Source organism: Methanobrevibacter sp. (assembly GCF_017406825.1).
In the GTDB taxonomy this organism is placed as follows: domain Archaea; phylum Methanobacteriota; class Methanobacteria; order Methanobacteriales; family Methanobacteriaceae; genus Methanocatella.
On sequence record NZ_JAFQXT010000038.1, the window covers coordinates 1 to 16,342 of the forward strand.

The 16,342-nt window shown below is 37.2% G+C and carries 15 protein-coding genes and 1 tRNA gene; all 16 read left to right on the forward strand.

Going from position 1 to position 16,342, the window contains the following annotated elements:
• Positions 1-151: 151 nt before the first annotated feature.
• The 16 genes from IJF99_RS06380 to IJF99_RS06455 all read left to right on the forward strand — a co-directional run bounded on the left by IJF99_RS06380 (position 152) and on the right by IJF99_RS06455 (position 16,341).
• The gene (locus IJF99_RS06380; RefSeq protein ID WP_292793323.1) at positions 152-970 is read left to right on the forward strand and encodes a DUF368 domain-containing protein; all 819 of its coding nucleotides are present in this window, start codon (positions 152-154) and stop codon (positions 968-970) included.
• 57 nt (positions 971-1,027) lie between these two features.
• Positions 1,028-3,619, forward strand: coding sequence for a DEAD/DEAH box helicase (locus tag IJF99_RS06385; RefSeq protein WP_292793240.1), 2,592 nt, complete (start codon positions 1,028-1,030; stop codon positions 3,617-3,619).
• Between the two features lie 4 nt (positions 3,620-3,623).
• Entirely contained in the window at positions 3,624-5,207 is a 1,584-nt protein-coding gene (locus tag IJF99_RS06390; RefSeq protein WP_292793243.1) for a helicase HerA-like domain-containing protein, read from the forward strand.
• A gap of 8 nt (positions 5,208-5,215) precedes the next feature.
• Positions 5,216-5,707: a hypothetical protein gene (locus tag IJF99_RS06395; protein ID WP_292793246.1), complete on the forward strand. Its 492-nt coding sequence runs from the start codon at positions 5,216-5,218 to the stop codon at positions 5,705-5,707.
• Between the two features lie 93 nt (positions 5,708-5,800).
• Positions 5,801-6,214, forward strand: a complete 414-nt coding sequence (locus tag IJF99_RS06400) for a DUF371 domain-containing protein (protein ID WP_292793248.1) — start codon at positions 5,801-5,803, stop codon at positions 6,212-6,214.
• Between the two features lie 59 nt (positions 6,215-6,273).
• Positions 6,274-6,357 (forward strand) — tRNA-Leu (locus IJF99_RS06405).
• 214 nt (positions 6,358-6,571) lie between these two features.
• Entirely contained in the window at positions 6,572-7,423 is an 852-nt protein-coding gene (galU, locus tag IJF99_RS06410) for a UTP--glucose-1-phosphate uridylyltransferase GalU (RefSeq protein WP_292793250.1), read from the forward strand.
• A gap of 2 nt (positions 7,424-7,425) precedes the next feature.
• On the forward strand, positions 7,426-8,394 hold the full coding sequence (locus IJF99_RS06415) for an NAD(P)-dependent oxidoreductase (protein WP_292793252.1): 969 nt from the start codon (positions 7,426-7,428) through the stop codon (positions 8,392-8,394).
• A 1-nt stretch (position 8,395) separates the two neighbouring features.
• Entirely contained in the window at positions 8,396-9,076 is a 681-nt protein-coding gene (locus IJF99_RS06420) for a glycosyltransferase family 2 protein (protein WP_292793254.1), read from the forward strand.
• 1 nt (position 9,077) lies between these two features.
• Positions 9,078-10,301 (forward strand): aldo/keto reductase, encoded by a 1,224-nt coding sequence (locus IJF99_RS06425; protein WP_292793257.1) that lies wholly within the window; start codon positions 9,078-9,080, stop codon positions 10,299-10,301.
• A gap of 70 nt (positions 10,302-10,371) precedes the next feature.
• Positions 10,372-10,581 carry a TIGR04165 family Cys-rich peptide gene (locus tag IJF99_RS06430; protein WP_292793259.1) on the forward strand — a complete coding sequence of 70 codons (210 nt, stop codon included), beginning with the start codon at positions 10,372-10,374 and terminating at the stop codon, positions 10,579-10,581.
• 1 nt (position 10,582) lies between these two features.
• Complete coding sequence (locus IJF99_RS06435) at positions 10,583-11,710, forward strand: TIGR04083 family peptide-modifying radical SAM enzyme (protein WP_292793261.1); 1,128 nt, start codon at positions 10,583-10,585, stop codon at positions 11,708-11,710.
• Positions 11,711-11,719: 9 nt separating this feature from the next.
• Positions 11,720-11,845, forward strand: coding sequence for a hypothetical protein (locus tag IJF99_RS06440; RefSeq protein WP_292793263.1), 126 nt, complete (start codon positions 11,720-11,722; stop codon positions 11,843-11,845).
• A gap of 350 nt (positions 11,846-12,195) precedes the next feature.
• Complete coding sequence (locus tag IJF99_RS06445; RefSeq protein ID WP_292793265.1) at positions 12,196-14,244, forward strand: cation-translocating P-type ATPase; 2,049 nt, start codon at positions 12,196-12,198, stop codon at positions 14,242-14,244.
• Between the two features lie 74 nt (positions 14,245-14,318).
• Positions 14,319-15,308, forward strand: coding sequence for an ATP phosphoribosyltransferase (locus IJF99_RS06450; RefSeq protein WP_292793267.1), 990 nt, complete (start codon positions 14,319-14,321; stop codon positions 15,306-15,308).
• A gap of 130 nt (positions 15,309-15,438) precedes the next feature.
• Entirely contained in the window at positions 15,439-16,341 is a 903-nt protein-coding gene (locus IJF99_RS06455; RefSeq protein WP_292793269.1) for a CBS domain-containing protein, read from the forward strand.
• The last annotated feature ends 1 nt before the right edge of the window (position 16,342 follow it).

Genomic DNA, 16,342 nt, shown 5'->3' on the forward strand with positions numbered 1-16,342 from the left:
CATGTTAACACATCCTATGTATCTATATTGTTATTATCTTATAAAAAACAATACATTTAAATGTTAAATATAAAGTAATTAATAACAATAAGGTGATAGTTTGAGTTTTGATGTCAAGGAAGCAATTTTAATATTCGTTCGAGGAGTCCTGATGGGGTCTGCCGATATCGTTCCGGGAGTTTCAGGCGGAACAATCGCATTGATTACAGGAATTTACGCTCATCTGGTGGAAGCAATAAGTAATATTAAATTCGGATTTCTAAAACCGTTATTAAAAGCGGATTTCAGGGGATTCTGGAATCAGATGCTTGAAGAGATAGATTTCAAATTCTTCATTCCATTGGTTTTGGGTATCGCAGTGGCATTCCTGACATTGGCAAAGGTGGTTACCTACTGCATGGATAACCATACCGCTTTGACATATTCATTTTTCTTGGGACTTATTATTGCCTCAGCAGTTATCCTATTTAAAAAGCTCAACGAAATCAACTTGAAAAACATATTCTTTGCCTTGATGGGCGCTGTTCTGACTTATATATTCGTAAGCCTCAATCCGATAGCTGCAAATCATTCACTGCTTGTAATATTCATTTCCGGAATGATTGCGATTTGTGCAATGATATTGCCGGGAATTTCAGGTTCCTTTTTGCTGTTGCTATTGGGACAGTACAAATACATGTTGAATGCACTTCACCAACTTCATTTCACTGAAATAATCGTTTTTGTTGTAGGAGCATTGATAGGAATACTTGGATTTTCAAAAATACTCAATTTCCTGCTTAAGAATCATGAGGAAGTGACAATGGCATTTCTCATTGGTGTAATGCTCGGGTCACTTAAAGTTCCGGCTGTGGAGATTGTAAATTCAGTAAGCATGAATATCTCAGGTCTGTTGCCATGCATTATCGTTGCTCTAATAGGATTTGTGCTGATTATTGTTTTGGAAACCAGATTTGATTATATGGAATAATCAAATTCTTACTATTTTTTTAAAATTTATTAACAATTAATTATAAATCTAAATATAATGCTGGTTTTAAAAAAGATAAAAAAACAGTGGAGATTATATCCGATCGGTTCTCCGAAGGGCGCATTGAATCATAAAAGGGAACCGGAATTTGTAGGCAATATCAAATTCAGCGATGATGGGGATTCGATATCCATTTCCAGATTCGTCGCGGATTATAATTTTAAGGACAATTCCACTTTGAATGAAAAGTTGGTTCCTCCGGGAGAGGTTGTCAAGCTCTTGCGTTCACAGGCAGTATTTCTTGCAACTCCTGACAAGAAAGTTGAAAACTATCTGAAATCACTTAATATCAAAGTAAGGCACACTCAGGTATGTGATTTCTGCGCCTATGAAGGAAACATTACCATTGTGAATTCTGAGTTTTCATATAAACATAATAACCAGCTAATCTGTAAGAACTGTGCTCATGATACGATTAAGGAGGAGTTGAAACTTCAGGGTTTTGACAAAAAGATATTCAGAAACCTAAAATCAACCCTGGAAAAAACAGGCAGTCTGGAAAAGACATTGTCGGTTTTGGACCCTCACTTCGATCCGTTGAAGAACAAACAGTTGACCTTATTCGATAAGACCAGAAAATCAAAGCATATCATACCTCCGGTTGACATGAAACGGCTTAAGATTCCAAAGGAATTCAAGGAAGTTTTGCTGGACTCAGGAAACACTGAACTGTTGCCTGTTCAGTATTTGGCCATTAAAGAGGGATTATTGAAAGGAGAGGATTTGCTGGTTGTCAGTGCAACAGGTTCTGGAAAGACATTGGTAGGGGAACTTGCGGGAATTACGAAAGCGCTTGAAGGCCATAAGTTCGTTTTCCTGACACCGTTGGTTGCCCTTGCAAACCAGAAATACCGCGATTTCAAAAAGAAATACTCAAAGCTTGGGTTGAAGGTAGCCATTAAGGTCGGTAGGAATCGTGTAAAAGCGAAAGGCGAATTGAAATTGCCGGATTCTGATGTATCCAAAGCGGATATTGTGGTTGCAACATATGAAGGAATTGATTATCTTCTAAGGAACGGCAACTCAAAGAGTTTATCCAATTTGGGCGTTGTACTGATTGATGAAATCCACATGATTGACGATGAAGACCGTGGAACACGTCTCAATGGATTAATAAAAAGAATAAAACATTTATATCCCAAAACCCAAATCATAGGACTTTCAGCAACAGTCAAAAATCCTGATTTCCTGTCTGAAGAGTTTAACATGAAGCTGGTCGAATATTCCGAAAGGCCGGTTCCTTTGGAAAGGCATTTGGTTTATGTAAGAAACGAGTCCCAAAAACGTCATATCATGCAGAAACTGGTTAAAAGGGAATTCAACACCAAATCCAAGAAGGGTTTCAGAGGTCAAACAATCATATTTACTAATTCAAGACGAAAAACCCATCAGATTGCCAATTTCCTAAACAATAAGCAGGTCAATGCCCATGCATATCATGCGGGATTATCCTATTATAAAAAGGAAAAGATAGAAAAGGACTTCGATAAGGGTAAGATATCCTGCGTTGTCACAACGGCCGCCCTTGCGGCGGGTGTGGACTTTCCGGCTTCACAGGTAATCTTCGATTCATTGGTGATGGGAAACAAATGGATCAATCCAAACGAGTTTTCGCAGATGCTTGGACGTGCGGGAAGACCGTCCTATCATGACAGGGGTATAGTTTACCTTCTTCCTGAAGTTGGAAATGACTTTGCAGGCGAATCGGAAGAGGCAATGGCGTTGGACCTTCTTGAAAGCAACAGCGATGACGTATACATTGAATATGATGAAGAGTCATCATACGAACAGATTTTGGCGGATATCTCTTCAACATCCATAAAATCCTTCGATGAGTTGAACAGATTTTATAAAGATATCGATGTTCCGATAAGCATCAGGATAGCCGTTGATGAAATGGAGGATTTGGGCCTAATCAAAAGAACCGCTGACAATAAACTGGAAGTCACTAAGTATGGAAGGGCAGCATCAGTTTCATTTTTATCAATCGAGGATGCGGAATTCATTAAGAATACCTTAAATGACCATAATTATCTGAAAAGATATGTCGGTTTGTCCCCTATGTACAAGAAAAAGGAAAAGTATGACAAACTGAAGGTCTTGATTTTAGCGATGGCAATTGATTTGGAGATGTTTGAAAACGCATATCTTTCAAGTGTTGTTCACAATCAGATATCAAATGCCCTGAAAATCAAATTTTCAACAAGGCTGTTTGCAGAATCCACATTGGACATAATATCTTCAGGCGAGGCAATAGGAAAGTTGGATAAGAAATTCCAGGATGCCTTGATTGGTCTTCAAACAGACTTCATGCAATGCAGATGTCAGGACAGGCCATTCTGCCAGTGTCTGCAGAGGGGAATATCAGAGTTCATTGTTCATGAAAGGCTTAAGGGAAAGGACCCGCAGGACATTTCAAATAAACTTTTCAGAAAATATCAAATTCAAGTCTATCCGGGAGACATTTTCTCATGGCTTGACAATTTTGTCAAAAATTTAGATGCAATTAAAAGAATCTCAAGTTCATTTAATAAGAATAATATAGTTAAAAAAACTAACTATCTAATAAAGAAAATTGAAAATGGGTGAAGCAATGTATGCCGAAGACAAAATATTAATTGGCTGTAATGAGAATACTGACGTGTTTTTATTACCAAAACTGGCTAACCGTCATGGTCTGATAGCCGGAGCAACAGGGACTGGTAAAACTGTAACTTTAAAAGTATTGGCAGAATCATTTTCTGATTTAGGAGTCCCTGTATTTTTAGCGGATATGAAAGGAGATATTTCAGGACTTGCAAAAGTAGGTTCAGGAAACGATTTTATTACTAAAAACAGGGAAAGATACGGTCTTGACGCGAAAGGATTCAAATTCAAGGAATATCCTGTGGAATTTTGGGACCTGTTCGGTCAAAAGGGACTTCCTGTAAGGGTAACATTATCCGAAATGGGACCTGTATTGCTTTCCAAAATTTTAAATTTATCCGAAGCGCAATCCGGCGTATTGAACATCGTATTCAGAGTGGCGGATGAAAATTCACTTCCGATAATTGATTTGAAGGATTTAAAATCAATGATTAATTATGTCGTTGAAAACAAGGCTCAAATCGAAGGCCAATATGGAGCAATTGCCGAGAAATCTGCAAATACAATCCTAAGAAGTTTGATTACCCTTGAAGATCAAGGGGGAAACGATTTCTTCGGAGAACCTGCATTGGAGCTCGATGACTTCATACAGGTAGACGATAACGGAAATGGTGTAATCAACATTCTGGATGCTCAGAAATTAACCATGTCTCCTGAAATCTATTCCACATTCCTGCTTTGGATGTTGTCTAACTTATTTGAAAAGCTACCTGAAGTGGGTGACATGGACAAGCCTAAATTCGTATTCTTCTTTGATGAGGCACATCTATTATTCGACGACATGTCTCCTGAATTCGGCAAAAAAATAGAACAGATTGTACGTTTAATCAGGTCAAAAGGCGTTGGAGTATACTTCATTTCACAGTCCCCAGCAGACATTCCGGATGATGTATTGGCGCAATTGGGAAATCGTGTTCAACATGCACTTCACGCATACACTCCAAAAGATCAAAAAGCGGTAAAGGTTGCAGCAGAAACCTTCAGGGCAAATCCTAATTTCGATACTGCTGAAGTGATTTCCAATTTGGGAATCGGTCAAGCATTGGTATCAGTTTTGGATGAAAAGGGCGTACCTACAGTGGTCGAGCAGGTGGATATTGTGCCTCCGCAAAGCCACATCGGAGCCATTGAAGATGATTTAAGGAATCAGCTAATCGATATTTCAACCTTGAAATCCAAATACGGTGAAGCTGTCGATGCACAATCCGCTTATGAAATGTTGTTGGCTAAAATTGATGAAAATCCAAACATCGAAAGTGAAGTGGCTCCTGAAGTCATTGAAGAGGTCAAGGCACAGACTCAACCGGCACCCGAACAGCCTCAACAGGAAGCTCCACAACAGCCTGGTGCCGCGGATTTATTGGGAGGCATTTTAGGGACTGTTTTAGAAGGACAAACAAAAAAAGGTAAAAGGGCTAAAAAGACCACTACCCAAAAGGTTGTAGAAAAGGCAGCAACTCAAGCCGCCACCACTGTTACCCGTGAGGTTTCCAAAGGAATCATTAGAGGAATATTCGGACAGATGAAATAGGTGATATTATGGCACATCCACATATCGATGCAATCGCTAACATGCCTGCTTCAGCACTAATAGGTATTATTGAAGAGTCTAAGATGACTTATGTACGTGAAAATCTAAGCATATTCTTGCATGAAAGTCAGATTAAACTACTAAAACAGGTTAAAAAGCATGAAAAACCTCATCACAGAAAAATCAGAATTAAGCAATTCGAAAAAGCCAAAAAGGATGATTTGTTTAACATTCATTTAGGATTATATTTGAAGAAATATGAAAAGCTGGCAAAAATCGGCCTGATTGAAGTTGACAAACAGCCTAGTGATGGGCTTGAGTACGATTGCAGATTAACCCCTGATGGCATTGAAATTTTAGATGAGATTGCAAATCTTGAAAAGGAATGGGAAAGTGTTGTTGGTATAAATGACAATGATTTGGAAGTTTTAAAGAATTTAGCTCTCAATTCCTTTGAAATAACATACAATCACAAGAAAAACAGGGAATTTATATTTTAGAATAGCTATTGAATTATCCTTTCAATAGCCCAATCTCTTTTTTTTAAAGGCCTATGAAAAATTTTATTAGTTTTTTCATTCTAAATTATATTCATGATTTTCAAACTTAAAAGCAGGGGCCATAAGAATGTGACTTCCCTTCACAAATCTACCTTTGAAGTTACAAAGGATGCTGAAATAGGTCCAACTGCTGATTGCATTGTCGGAACATCAGCAGATAAGTCAATGTTAAATTTTCCAGAGGAGTTTAAAGACAAAATTGCTGATTCTAATACTAAAATCACTGTTATATTAGATACTGAGAACGGTCATGATGAAATAACCGGTTTTGGTCATGAGGATTTGACTTTAACCCATCCTACTGATATTGTTTGCCGCAAAAGCGATTTCACCTGTTCACGTACCCTAATGATTCATGCAGATAAGGCGGCTTGTGATCTTGATGAGGCATTGATTGAAGATTTAAAAAATGAGAAAATTATGGAAGTTACCATAAAATTATGCTAAAAATAGTTAACTATATATAACTTAAAAAAGATATTTTTTCATAACTACTTTTGTTTTTTGCGGGGGTGGTCGAGCGGTCAAAGGCGCTAGGTTGAGGGCCTAGTGGGTCAGTCCCTTCGCGGGTTCAAGTCCCGTCCCCCGCACTATTTAACTTCTGATTTTGGAAAACTTATGGTGAGGATTGAAAATTGGCAATTGAAATATGTTAAATTCACCATAAATAATCACATATACAGTCTGCAATGGATTGGAAAATAAAAATAAAATTATAGTTAGGAAATAACCTTAACTTTCACTAATATATTTATAGCATTTTAAATAAACCTATTAATAATTAAATTTGTATGGTGATAGATTATGAAAGCTGTAATTCCAGCAGCAGGATTCGGAACAAGATTTTTGCCTGCTACTAAAGCGCAACCTAAGGAAATGTTGCCGGTTTATGATAAACCAACAATCCAGTATGTAATAGAGGAAGCGGTAGCTTCAGGAATTGACGATATTTTGATTGTTACCGGTAGAAATAAAAGATCTATTGAAGACCATTTCGACAAATCATTCGAACTAGAACAGACCCTACAAAGTGCAGGTAAAGATGACCGCTTAAAGCAGGTACGTGCAATCACTGACTTGGCCGATATCTGCTATGTAAGGCAAAAGGAACAAAGAGGCCTTGGAGATGCAATCTACTGTGCCAAAAAACACATCGGCGGAGAACCGTTTGCAGTGCTTTTAGGAGATTCAATCACAAAAGGTCCTGTTCCATGCACCAAACAACTGATAGATGTTTATGAAAAGTATGACGCTTCAGCAATTTCACTTGAGGAAGTGCCATATGAGAAAGTGGAAAGATACGGCATAATTAAAGGAACAGAAGTCGAAGACAACGTTTACAATATTGAAAAGCTTGTTGAAAAACCTTTGGCTCACCAGGCTCCTTCCAATCTGGCAATTATGGGGCGTTATGTTCTGACACCTGACATATTTGACAAGATTGATGAAACAGTGCCTGGTGTCGGTGGGGAAATCCAGCTTACAGACGCACTTCAAAAGTTAGACTCAATCTATGGGGTAACATTCGAAGGAAAAACCTACGATATCGGAAACAGGTTCGAATGGCTGAAGACATCAATTGAATTTGCAATGGACGATCCTGAATCCAAAGATGATTTGATAGCATACATGAAAGAAATGATTAAAGAGGCATAATAATGGAAACTCAAAGAATTTTAGTTACTGGCGGTAGCGGTTTTATTGGAACAAACCTCTGCAATGAACTTAGAAGCAGAGGCCATGAAGTATTGGCAGTTGATTTATTGCATCATGAAGGAGAAGCTGATTTATATTCAGATTCTTATTCAGATTATGTAAGAGGTGATGTAAGGAATTATCGCCAAATGGAAAGGATATTCGATGACAATGACAAATTCGATTATGTCTACCACTTGGCCGCCGAATACGGAAGATGGAACGGTGAAGGATATTATGAAAACCTTTGGGAAACCAATGTAATCGGCTTGAAGAATATGATACGCCTTCAGGAAAAACTGGGCTTCAGAATGATTTCATTTTCATCAGCTGAAGTTTACGGGGATTATGAGGGAATAATGTCCGAAGATGTAATGGAAAACGTTCCTATTTCCCAGACTTATCAGATGAACGATTATGCTATTTCAAAATGGGCCGGAGAGCTCATGTGCATGAACTCAGCCACCATGTTCGGAACTGAAACCGTACGCGTAAGGCCTGTAAACTGTTACGGACCTCATGAAGCTTACTCACCATATAAAGGTTTCATTCCAATTTTCATATATAAAGCTCTGCATGGACTTCCATATTCCGTTCACATGGGCCACAAAAGAATAATCGATTACGTTGAAGATACTGTCAGAACCTTTGCAAACATTGTTGATAATTTCATTCCTGGAGAGGTTTACAATGTTGGAAGTAAACAGGAATGGGAAAGGGACATCAAACAGTACTCTGATATGGTTCTGGATGCAGTTGGTGTTGACGATTCATTGGTTACATACACTCCTGCCGAAGAATTCACAACAAAAGTCAAAACAATTGACTTTTCAAAGGCCATTCGTGATTTAAAACATGATCCACAGGTTCCGCCTGAAGAGGGCATTAAAAGAACAGTTGAATGGATGAAAGATTACTATAGAATAGAATAATATGAAAGTCATTGTAATTATTCCTGCTTTCAATGAGCAGGCAGCTATTGGAGAGGTCGTTAGAAAATCGCTCCAATACGCTGACGATGTTTTAGTTGTAGATGACGGAAGTATCGACAATACTTCCCAAATCGCACAGGATGCAGGTGCATCCCTTTTAAAACATCCCACTAATTTTGGAAAGGGCGTTTCCCTAAAAGACGCATTCAACAATGTAAACGGATATGATGTTGTTGTTACAATCGATGGTGACGGACAGCACAATCCCGATGAAATACCTGATTTGATTAAACCTATCCTTGAAGACAAGGCTGATTTTGTAAACGGGAGCAGATATATCAACGGATTTGAGGAAAATACTCCTGCTTACAGGCGTGTCGGTCAAAAGGTTTTGGATATAGCCACCAACATCACAGCCGGAACCAATGTAACGGATTCACAAAGCGGTTTTAGAGCATTCAAGGGCGATACCATTTCCTGCTATAAATTCAGAGACCCCGGTTTTGGAATAGAAAGTGAAATGATAGCCGATGCTGCTGAAAATAACTTCAGAATCCTTGAAGTTCCAATAACAGTAAAGTATGATGTTGAAAACTCATCAACCAAAGGACCTGTCACCCACGGTGTCGGAGTCCTGCTGAAAATCGTCAAGGACAAATTAATCAGAATGACAAAACGATAGCATGCAATACAGAATAATCCAGAAAACCGGCGATGAAATTTCTCCATTGGGTTTTGGAGCAATGAGATTGCCACTGAAAAACGGAAAAATCGACAGGCAAAAAGCATCAGGACTGATTTATCACGCAATTGACAATGGAGTTAATTTTATTGATACCGCATACCTCTATGGGGATAGCGAAACCTTTCTTGGAGAAGTCCTGCAGGGGGAATATAAGGAAAAGGTAATGATTTCCACAAAACTTCCCACAATCAACGTAAGAAAATATGAGGATATGGGCAAAATATTGGATGAGCAATTGAAACGCCTCCAAAGGGATTGCATAGACTATTATCTCATTCATGCCGTTGATTTGAAGGCACTTAATCGGCTGATAAAAAGGAATCTGTTCAAGTTCATCGGTGAAGCCAAAAGTGAGGGTAAAATCAGACATATCGGATTTTCATATCATGGTCCTAAAGAGGATTTTCCCTTATTGATTGATGCTTATGACTGGGATGTGGTGATGGTTCAGTACAATTACTTCGATGAGCATGTTCAGGCCAGCATGGAAGGCATTGAATATGCGGCTTCAAAAGGCATGGGGGTTTTTGTTATGGAACCATTGAAAGGAGGAATTCTTGCAGGCAAAATGCCTAAGGAAGCAGAAGATATATTTAAAAAAGCAAATCCCAATAAAAGCACTGCCGAATGGGCAATGGAATGGGTTTTAAATAACCGAAATGTAACATGTGTCTTTTCAGGAATGAATAGTCTGGAACAGCTTGATGAAAACTTGGCCGTTGCAAACAGAATCACTCCATTGTCACTGAGCTTTGAGGAAATGGAAACAATTGAACTTGTTAAAAGAGTAATGAGGAACTCCCTTAAAATCAACTGTTCGACTTGCGGTTATTGCATGCCATGCCCGCAGGGTGTAAATATTCCGGAATGCATGAAAATATACAATGAAAAATACCTGTTTGACCATAAGGGATTTATCAATCAGTCTTTCATAGATTATTATCAGTATGTTGGCGGAATCATGGGCAACTCTGGAAATGCGGGTAAATGCAACGCCTGCGGCAAGTGTCTGAGAAAATGCCCTCAAAAGTTGGATATAATCGAGGAACTGAAAAAGGTCAAAAAGGAATTCGAAATTCCAGGTTCTAAATATGCATTATGGTTTGTTGAACATGTCGGTTTTCCTATTTATAGGAATCTTGTTAATTTGATTAATCGTTGATACTTTCTAAAAGCAAACATGATTTATGGTTATATACTTCAAAAACATAATATTAATTAAAGGTGAAAAAATGAAACTTGAAGAACTTTTAGCGCCATGTCCAAAATGTGGTTCTAAAGATAAGATCGCTCACAGAAAAATGTTAGATAATCACCGTTCACATGCAGAGATGGATACTGTGAAATGTGAGGAATGTGGTTACATTTTCTTTGTAAACGATAATATGGAAGAAGATGAGAAAAAGAAACTATTAAACGAATTAAATAAAGTCTACGGTTAAAATGACATTTCATGTAATGATTATCCCTACATTAAACTGCCCATCAAGATGCAAATACTGTTGGGGTTCTGAAAATAAGAAGGAAATGATGGATTTGGAAGTCATTGACCAAATCATCAATTGGTTAGGTGATTTTAGAGATGATAAGGTTCACTTCACATTCCATGGAGGAGAACCTCTTCTTGCAGGTTATGATTTTTATGAATATGCGCTTGAAAGGCTTTCAAAACTGGAAAATTTTGAAGGTTTTTCCCTACAGAGCAACATTTGGCTTTTAACGGATGAACTCATTGATCTGTTTGTAAAATATAATGTTGTTGTAAGCACAAGCATTGACGGGCCAAAGGAGATTAACGATTATCAAAGGGGAGACGGCTACTTTGATAAGACAATGTCTAAATATGAGCTTGCCAAAAGCAAAGGGCTAATCATTAATTTTGTTTTAACGGTAACTGATTATTCAAAGGATTTCTCCGATGAATTATACGAATTCTTCAAAGGAGAAAAAATGAATCTAAAGATTCACGCCGCTCTGCCTTCACTTAGGGGAGACAATGCAGACCCTTGGGCACTAGACCAGGAAGAGCACGGCAAACTGCTTGTCGATTGGTTGGACAAATATCTTTATGATTTGGATAAGTTCACTGTAATGGATTTGGACCATATCTGCAAATCATCACTTAGAAGAAGAGGAACTCTATGCACATTTGCGGATTGCATTGGAACAACATTGGCTGTCGGATCAGATGGTTCAATATATCCTTGTTACAGATTTGTTGGAATGCCTGAGTATGTTTTGGGAAATGTATCTTCAAATCCGAGCTTTGATGACTTGAAGGAATCCGATGCATGGGCAAAACTCATGGAATTTAGGGATTATGTGGATGAAAACTGCAAAAAATGCAGATATGTAAAATATTGTGAAGGAGGATGTCCTTATAATGCAATTGTTGCATATCAAACTCCACAGGCTGTTGATCCACAATGTACCGCTTATAAAATGATTTTCGGCGAAGTTTCAAAAAGGATGAATAAGGAATTCGCCAAATCCGCTTTTGGAATGGGTGCGCCGGCTCCTAGAAAGGAAGGTGAACCATTCAGCATTATGGATTTGGCCATGAAACCATAAGGTGTAATAATGATTTGTGATGATTGTAAGCACTTGGAGTTCAGAAACAAGTACAAGATTGTCTGTAAAATTCATGACCATCTTTTGTTGGATGTCAAACAGTGTCAAAAATTTGAACAAAAAGAGGATGAATAGATTGCCTTCTTAATCTGACTATTTTCAATTCAAATCTATTAAGAGGATTATACTTTTTTTTAATATGTTTTTGCGAATTATACTTTTCACCATTTTCTAGTAATACGTACTATATAAATGAACTCAAAAAAAAGTAATACTTTTATATACTATTTTTGACAAAATTAATATTAGTAATACTGAGTATATAAATGAACTCAAAAAAAGTAATACTTTTTGGCTGTTTGGTATTTACGAAATTTAATTTTTTGAAGGGTTCCAAATTTTTTTGGTATGCCTTTAAAAAAATTTTTGAGTAATACTGGGTATTTAAATAAATTCAAAAAAAGTAATACTTAGAGGTGTTTTGTGTGATTGACGAAATAACTGATTTCCTATTTGGTCTGAAAATGACAATTATTTCAGGGATATTTCTATTAATAGCAGTTATTTTTATGATATTTGGAATCAACACTCCAATCTATCTAAACCCCGCATGGGGAACAGTGATAATAAGCGGTATTCCAATGCTGCTTCTGGCGATGACTAGGCTAATCCGCGAAAAATGGATTTCATCAGCATTATTAATTGCAATAGCCATGGTGGCATCACTTTTAATAGGTGAAATATTCGCAGCGGGTGAAGTTGCATGGATTATGGCATTAGGAGCTCTTCTGGAAGATTGGACTGTTGAAAGAGCTAAAAAAGGTTTGAGAAATCTAATCAATTTAACTCCGCAAACCGGTAGGAGAATCACAGGCGATGTGGAGGAAGTGGTTCCTGTTGATAAGATTAAAATTGGAGATATCCTAAGGATCCTTCCTGGTGAAAGCGTACCTGTAGACGGTGAAATAATTAGTGGGAATTCTTCAATTGACCAATCAATCATGACTGGTGAATCATTGCCTATTGACAAGGAAGTGGGTGATGAGGTATTCTGCGGAACCATAAATCTGTATGGTGCAATTGACATCAAAGCAACTAGCTTAGGTGAAAATTCATCACTTCAAAAATTAATTGATTTGGTAAAGGCAGCTGATGAAAAACAAGCTCCAACTCAAAGAATTGCTGATAAATGGGCAACTTGGCTAGTTCCTATCGCATTATTTATTGCAATTGCTGCATGGCTAGTGACCGGCAATGTTGAGAGAGGAGTCACAGTTTTAGTTGTATTTTGTCCTTGTGCCTTGATTTTGGCAACACCTACTGCCATTATGGCAGCTATAGGTCAAGCAACCAAATATGGTGTATTGATTAAATCTGGTGAGGCTCTGGAAACATTAGGAGGATTAAATACTTTAGTATTCGATAAAACAGGTACTTTAACTTATGGTAATTTAGAAGTTTCTGATATTATCTCCTTAAGTGATGATTTGTCTGATTTGGATTTGCTTAAACTCACAGCATCCTGTGAAAAATTAAGTGAACATCCTTTGGCAAAAGCGATTGTGAATTATGCAAAAGAAGCTAAAATAATTATTGAAGAACCAAAAGACTTTAAGATGTATCCTGGAAAAGGAGTTACATGTACAAATTCTTTTGGTAAGGTATATGCAGGAAACTCCAAATATTTAATCGAAAATAATTTTGATATTAATATTGATAATTATTTAAATCAATTGAAAAATGATGGAAAAGCTTCAATTATCGTTGCATTAAACGATCAGGTTGTCGGATTAATCGGATTATCTGATGTGATACGTGAAGATTCTAAAGGCATGATTGAAAACTTGCATGAATTAGGGACTGAAACCGTATTGCTAACTGGAGATAATACAGAAACTGCTAATTACTTTGCTTCAAAAGTGGGAATTGGTAAAGTTTATGGAAATTTACTTCCTCAAGAAAAGCTTGATTGGATAGAAAAACTCAAAAGTGAAGGTAAAAAAGTATGTATGATTGGAGATGGTGTTAATGATGCACCTGCCCTTAAAACTGCCGATGTAAGCGTCGCAATGGGTTCAGTTGGAAGTGATGTTGCAATTGAGGCGGCAGATATTGCACTTTTAGGTGATGATATCGGAAAAATTCCATATCTTAAAAAATTATCCAATTCCACATTATTCACTATTAAAGCAAATATTGCAATTTCAATGACAATCAATGCAGTGGCTATCTTTTGTTCTGTATTAGGTCTTCTAAATCCTGTAACCGGAGCTATTGTCCACAATGCAGGGTCATGTCTGGTTGTATTGAATGCAGCATTATTATATGACCGACATTTCGATGATTCAATTAAAAAGATAGATACTGAGAATGTGGAACATTCACATTACCATTTCCACAATGACAGTGAACATGCACATTCACATGAGGGCATTGAAATAATTGATGAAATCAAGACAGATTCAGGAATTAAACATATTCATGTGCACAAGCATGCACTTGACAGACAAAGTTGTGAGGCTTATCACAACTAATCTTTTTTTTTAAATTGTGAAGTTCAACACAATTAATATATATTTGAAATTCTAACATAATTGTAGGTATTATTATGAATGAAAAAATAATTCTTGGACTTCCTAAGGGAAGTTTAAATAATGTAAAAAGAGGCAATACTTATCAGTTATTTGTAGATGCAGGTTATGAAGTTAAAGGATATGAACCTGGTGATGAGTCCTATGAAATTGAAATTTTAAATGATGATGATATCATTGCTTTTCTCACCCGTCCACAATCCACTCCTGTAGAACTGAACAGAGGTATGATTGACATTGCTATTGTTGGTGAGGATTGGATTAAGGAAGAATCAGTATTGAGAAAAACAAACACTGTTAAAATCGGTGATCTTGATTATGGCAAAACCCGTCTGATAGTTGCGGTTCCTAAAGATTCACCATATGATAATCTATCTGATTTGTTTAGAGCTAATAAAGATAGGAAAACTCCTATTTTATGTTTCACAGAATATCCTAACTTAACTAGGAAATTTATCATGGAAAATGAGGTTTATCAGGAAATCTACGGAGATTCAGTTCCTTTTGTACAGGTCAGGGGTTTGACTGATGGAGATAACGAGATGGTTCAGGTTATCAACTCCGATGGTGCAACAGAGGTATACATTGCAAAAGGTGCCGATTTGATTGTTGATAATACTCAAACAGGAAGCAGTTTGAGAAAAGCTGGTTTAAAGGAAATTGAAACAATCCTTCATTCTTCAGCGGGCCTTTATGCTGGTGTGAGCTGCACCGGCGAGAAACTTGAAAAGGCTCAGATGATTTATGAACAGCTATTGGGAGCAATCACTGCCAAAAAATATTTCGATGTCAAATTCAACATTGCCAATTCCAAGATTGAAGAGGTTTCCGATTATCTGATTGGCAATAAGCTTTGTGCAGATGAACCGACAATTACTCCAGGTTCTGATTTTTCACAAATCAATGTATTGATTCCCAAATCAAAATTCCCTGAAATGGTTGATGCAATCAAAGGATTTGATGCAACTTCCATCATTAGAAATGATTTGAAGCAGCTGGTTGAATAATCATTTCACTTTTTTTTAATTTTTGAACATTTTTCAATAAGTATCTTCCAATTATCATTATAAATCATTAACATTTATTAAGTATACTTTACATAAATTAATATATTATTATTTAGATGGGGATGCAAACATGTTAACATCTGTTCAAAAGGAAATATTGCAAAACTTAATTAATTTGTATCAATCCTCAAACGGCAAATCTATTAAGGGAGAAGACATTGCTGAGGTTATGAATAGGAATCCTGGAACCATTCGTAATCAGATGCAATCATTAAGAAGCCTGGGTTTGGTTAAGGGAGTACCTGGTCCGCGAGGAGGATACAAGCCAACAATTGAAGCGTACCATTCTTTAAACATTTCAGTTTCCGATAACGATTCCATTGTACCCATTTATAAAAATGGCAGTAAAATGGAAGGAATATCTGTTGCAAGAATCGAATTTACAAGTGTTCCTCAACCCAGTGAATGTGAAGCTGCAATCAAAGTATTGGGAAGTATTAAAGACTTGAATCTGGGAGATAAGATAAGCATAGGCCCAACACCGGTAAACAACTTGGGAGTCATGGGCACCATCGTTGGCCGTGATGATATGGACAACATTCTTCTGGTAGATACAAGCACAATAAGAAGCATACCGAAAAAGACCGTCGGCGACATTGCAAGCAGAGATGTGGTATCATTCACAGTTGACTGCTCTGTAAAGGAAGCGGCAAGAAAATTAACTGAAAAGGGAATAGACGGCGCTCCGGTAATAAAAAACGGCAAAATCGTGGGAGTATTCACCCTAACTGACCTTGTCAATGCAATAGCCAACGATAAAGAAGACAAAACAGTTGGCGAATTGATGTCAACAAATGTGGTTATAGTAAATGAGGATTTAAAGATAGCCAATGCCATTGATGTCATGCTTAAAAAGTCAATCTCAAGACTGATTATCGCGGACAATGACAATACTCTGCTTGGAATTGTTACAAGAACAGATTTAATTGACAGCATTACAAATCTAAAACAGTTCCCTATAATTACCAATTAAG

Coding starts and splice junctions, on each gene's coding strand:
- IJF99_RS06430 (WP_292793259.1), top strand. CDS start 10,372: ATGAAACTTGAAGAACTTTTAGCGCCATGTCCAAAATGTGGTTCTAAA.
- IJF99_RS06420 (WP_292793254.1), top strand. CDS start 8,396: ATGAAAGTCATTGTAATTATTCCTGCTTTCAATGAGCAGGCAGCTATT.
- IJF99_RS06450 (WP_292793267.1), top strand. CDS start 14,319: ATGAATGAAAAAATAATTCTTGGACTTCCTAAGGGAAGTTTAAATAAT.
- IJF99_RS06400 (WP_292793248.1), top strand. CDS start 5,801: ATGATTTTCAAACTTAAAAGCAGGGGCCATAAGAATGTGACTTCCCTT.
- IJF99_RS06385 (WP_292793240.1), top strand. CDS start 1,028: ATGCTGGTTTTAAAAAAGATAAAAAAACAGTGGAGATTATATCCGATC.
- galU (WP_292793250.1), top strand. CDS start 6,572: ATGAAAGCTGTAATTCCAGCAGCAGGATTCGGAACAAGATTTTTGCCT.
- IJF99_RS06435 (WP_292793261.1), top strand. CDS start 10,583: ATGACATTTCATGTAATGATTATCCCTACATTAAACTGCCCATCAAGA.
- IJF99_RS06395 (WP_292793246.1), top strand. CDS start 5,216: ATGGCACATCCACATATCGATGCAATCGCTAACATGCCTGCTTCAGCA.
- IJF99_RS06455 (WP_292793269.1), top strand. CDS start 15,439: ATGTTAACATCTGTTCAAAAGGAAATATTGCAAAACTTAATTAATTTG.
- IJF99_RS06390 (WP_292793243.1), top strand. CDS start 3,624: ATGTATGCCGAAGACAAAATATTAATTGGCTGTAATGAGAATACTGAC.
- IJF99_RS06415 (WP_292793252.1), top strand. CDS start 7,426: ATGGAAACTCAAAGAATTTTAGTTACTGGCGGTAGCGGTTTTATTGGA.
- IJF99_RS06380 (WP_292793323.1), top strand. CDS start 152: ATGGGGTCTGCCGATATCGTTCCGGGAGTTTCAGGCGGAACAATCGCA.
- IJF99_RS06440 (WP_292793263.1), top strand. CDS start 11,720: ATGATTTGTGATGATTGTAAGCACTTGGAGTTCAGAAACAAGTACAAG.
- IJF99_RS06425 (WP_292793257.1), top strand. CDS start 9,078: ATGCAATACAGAATAATCCAGAAAACCGGCGATGAAATTTCTCCATTG.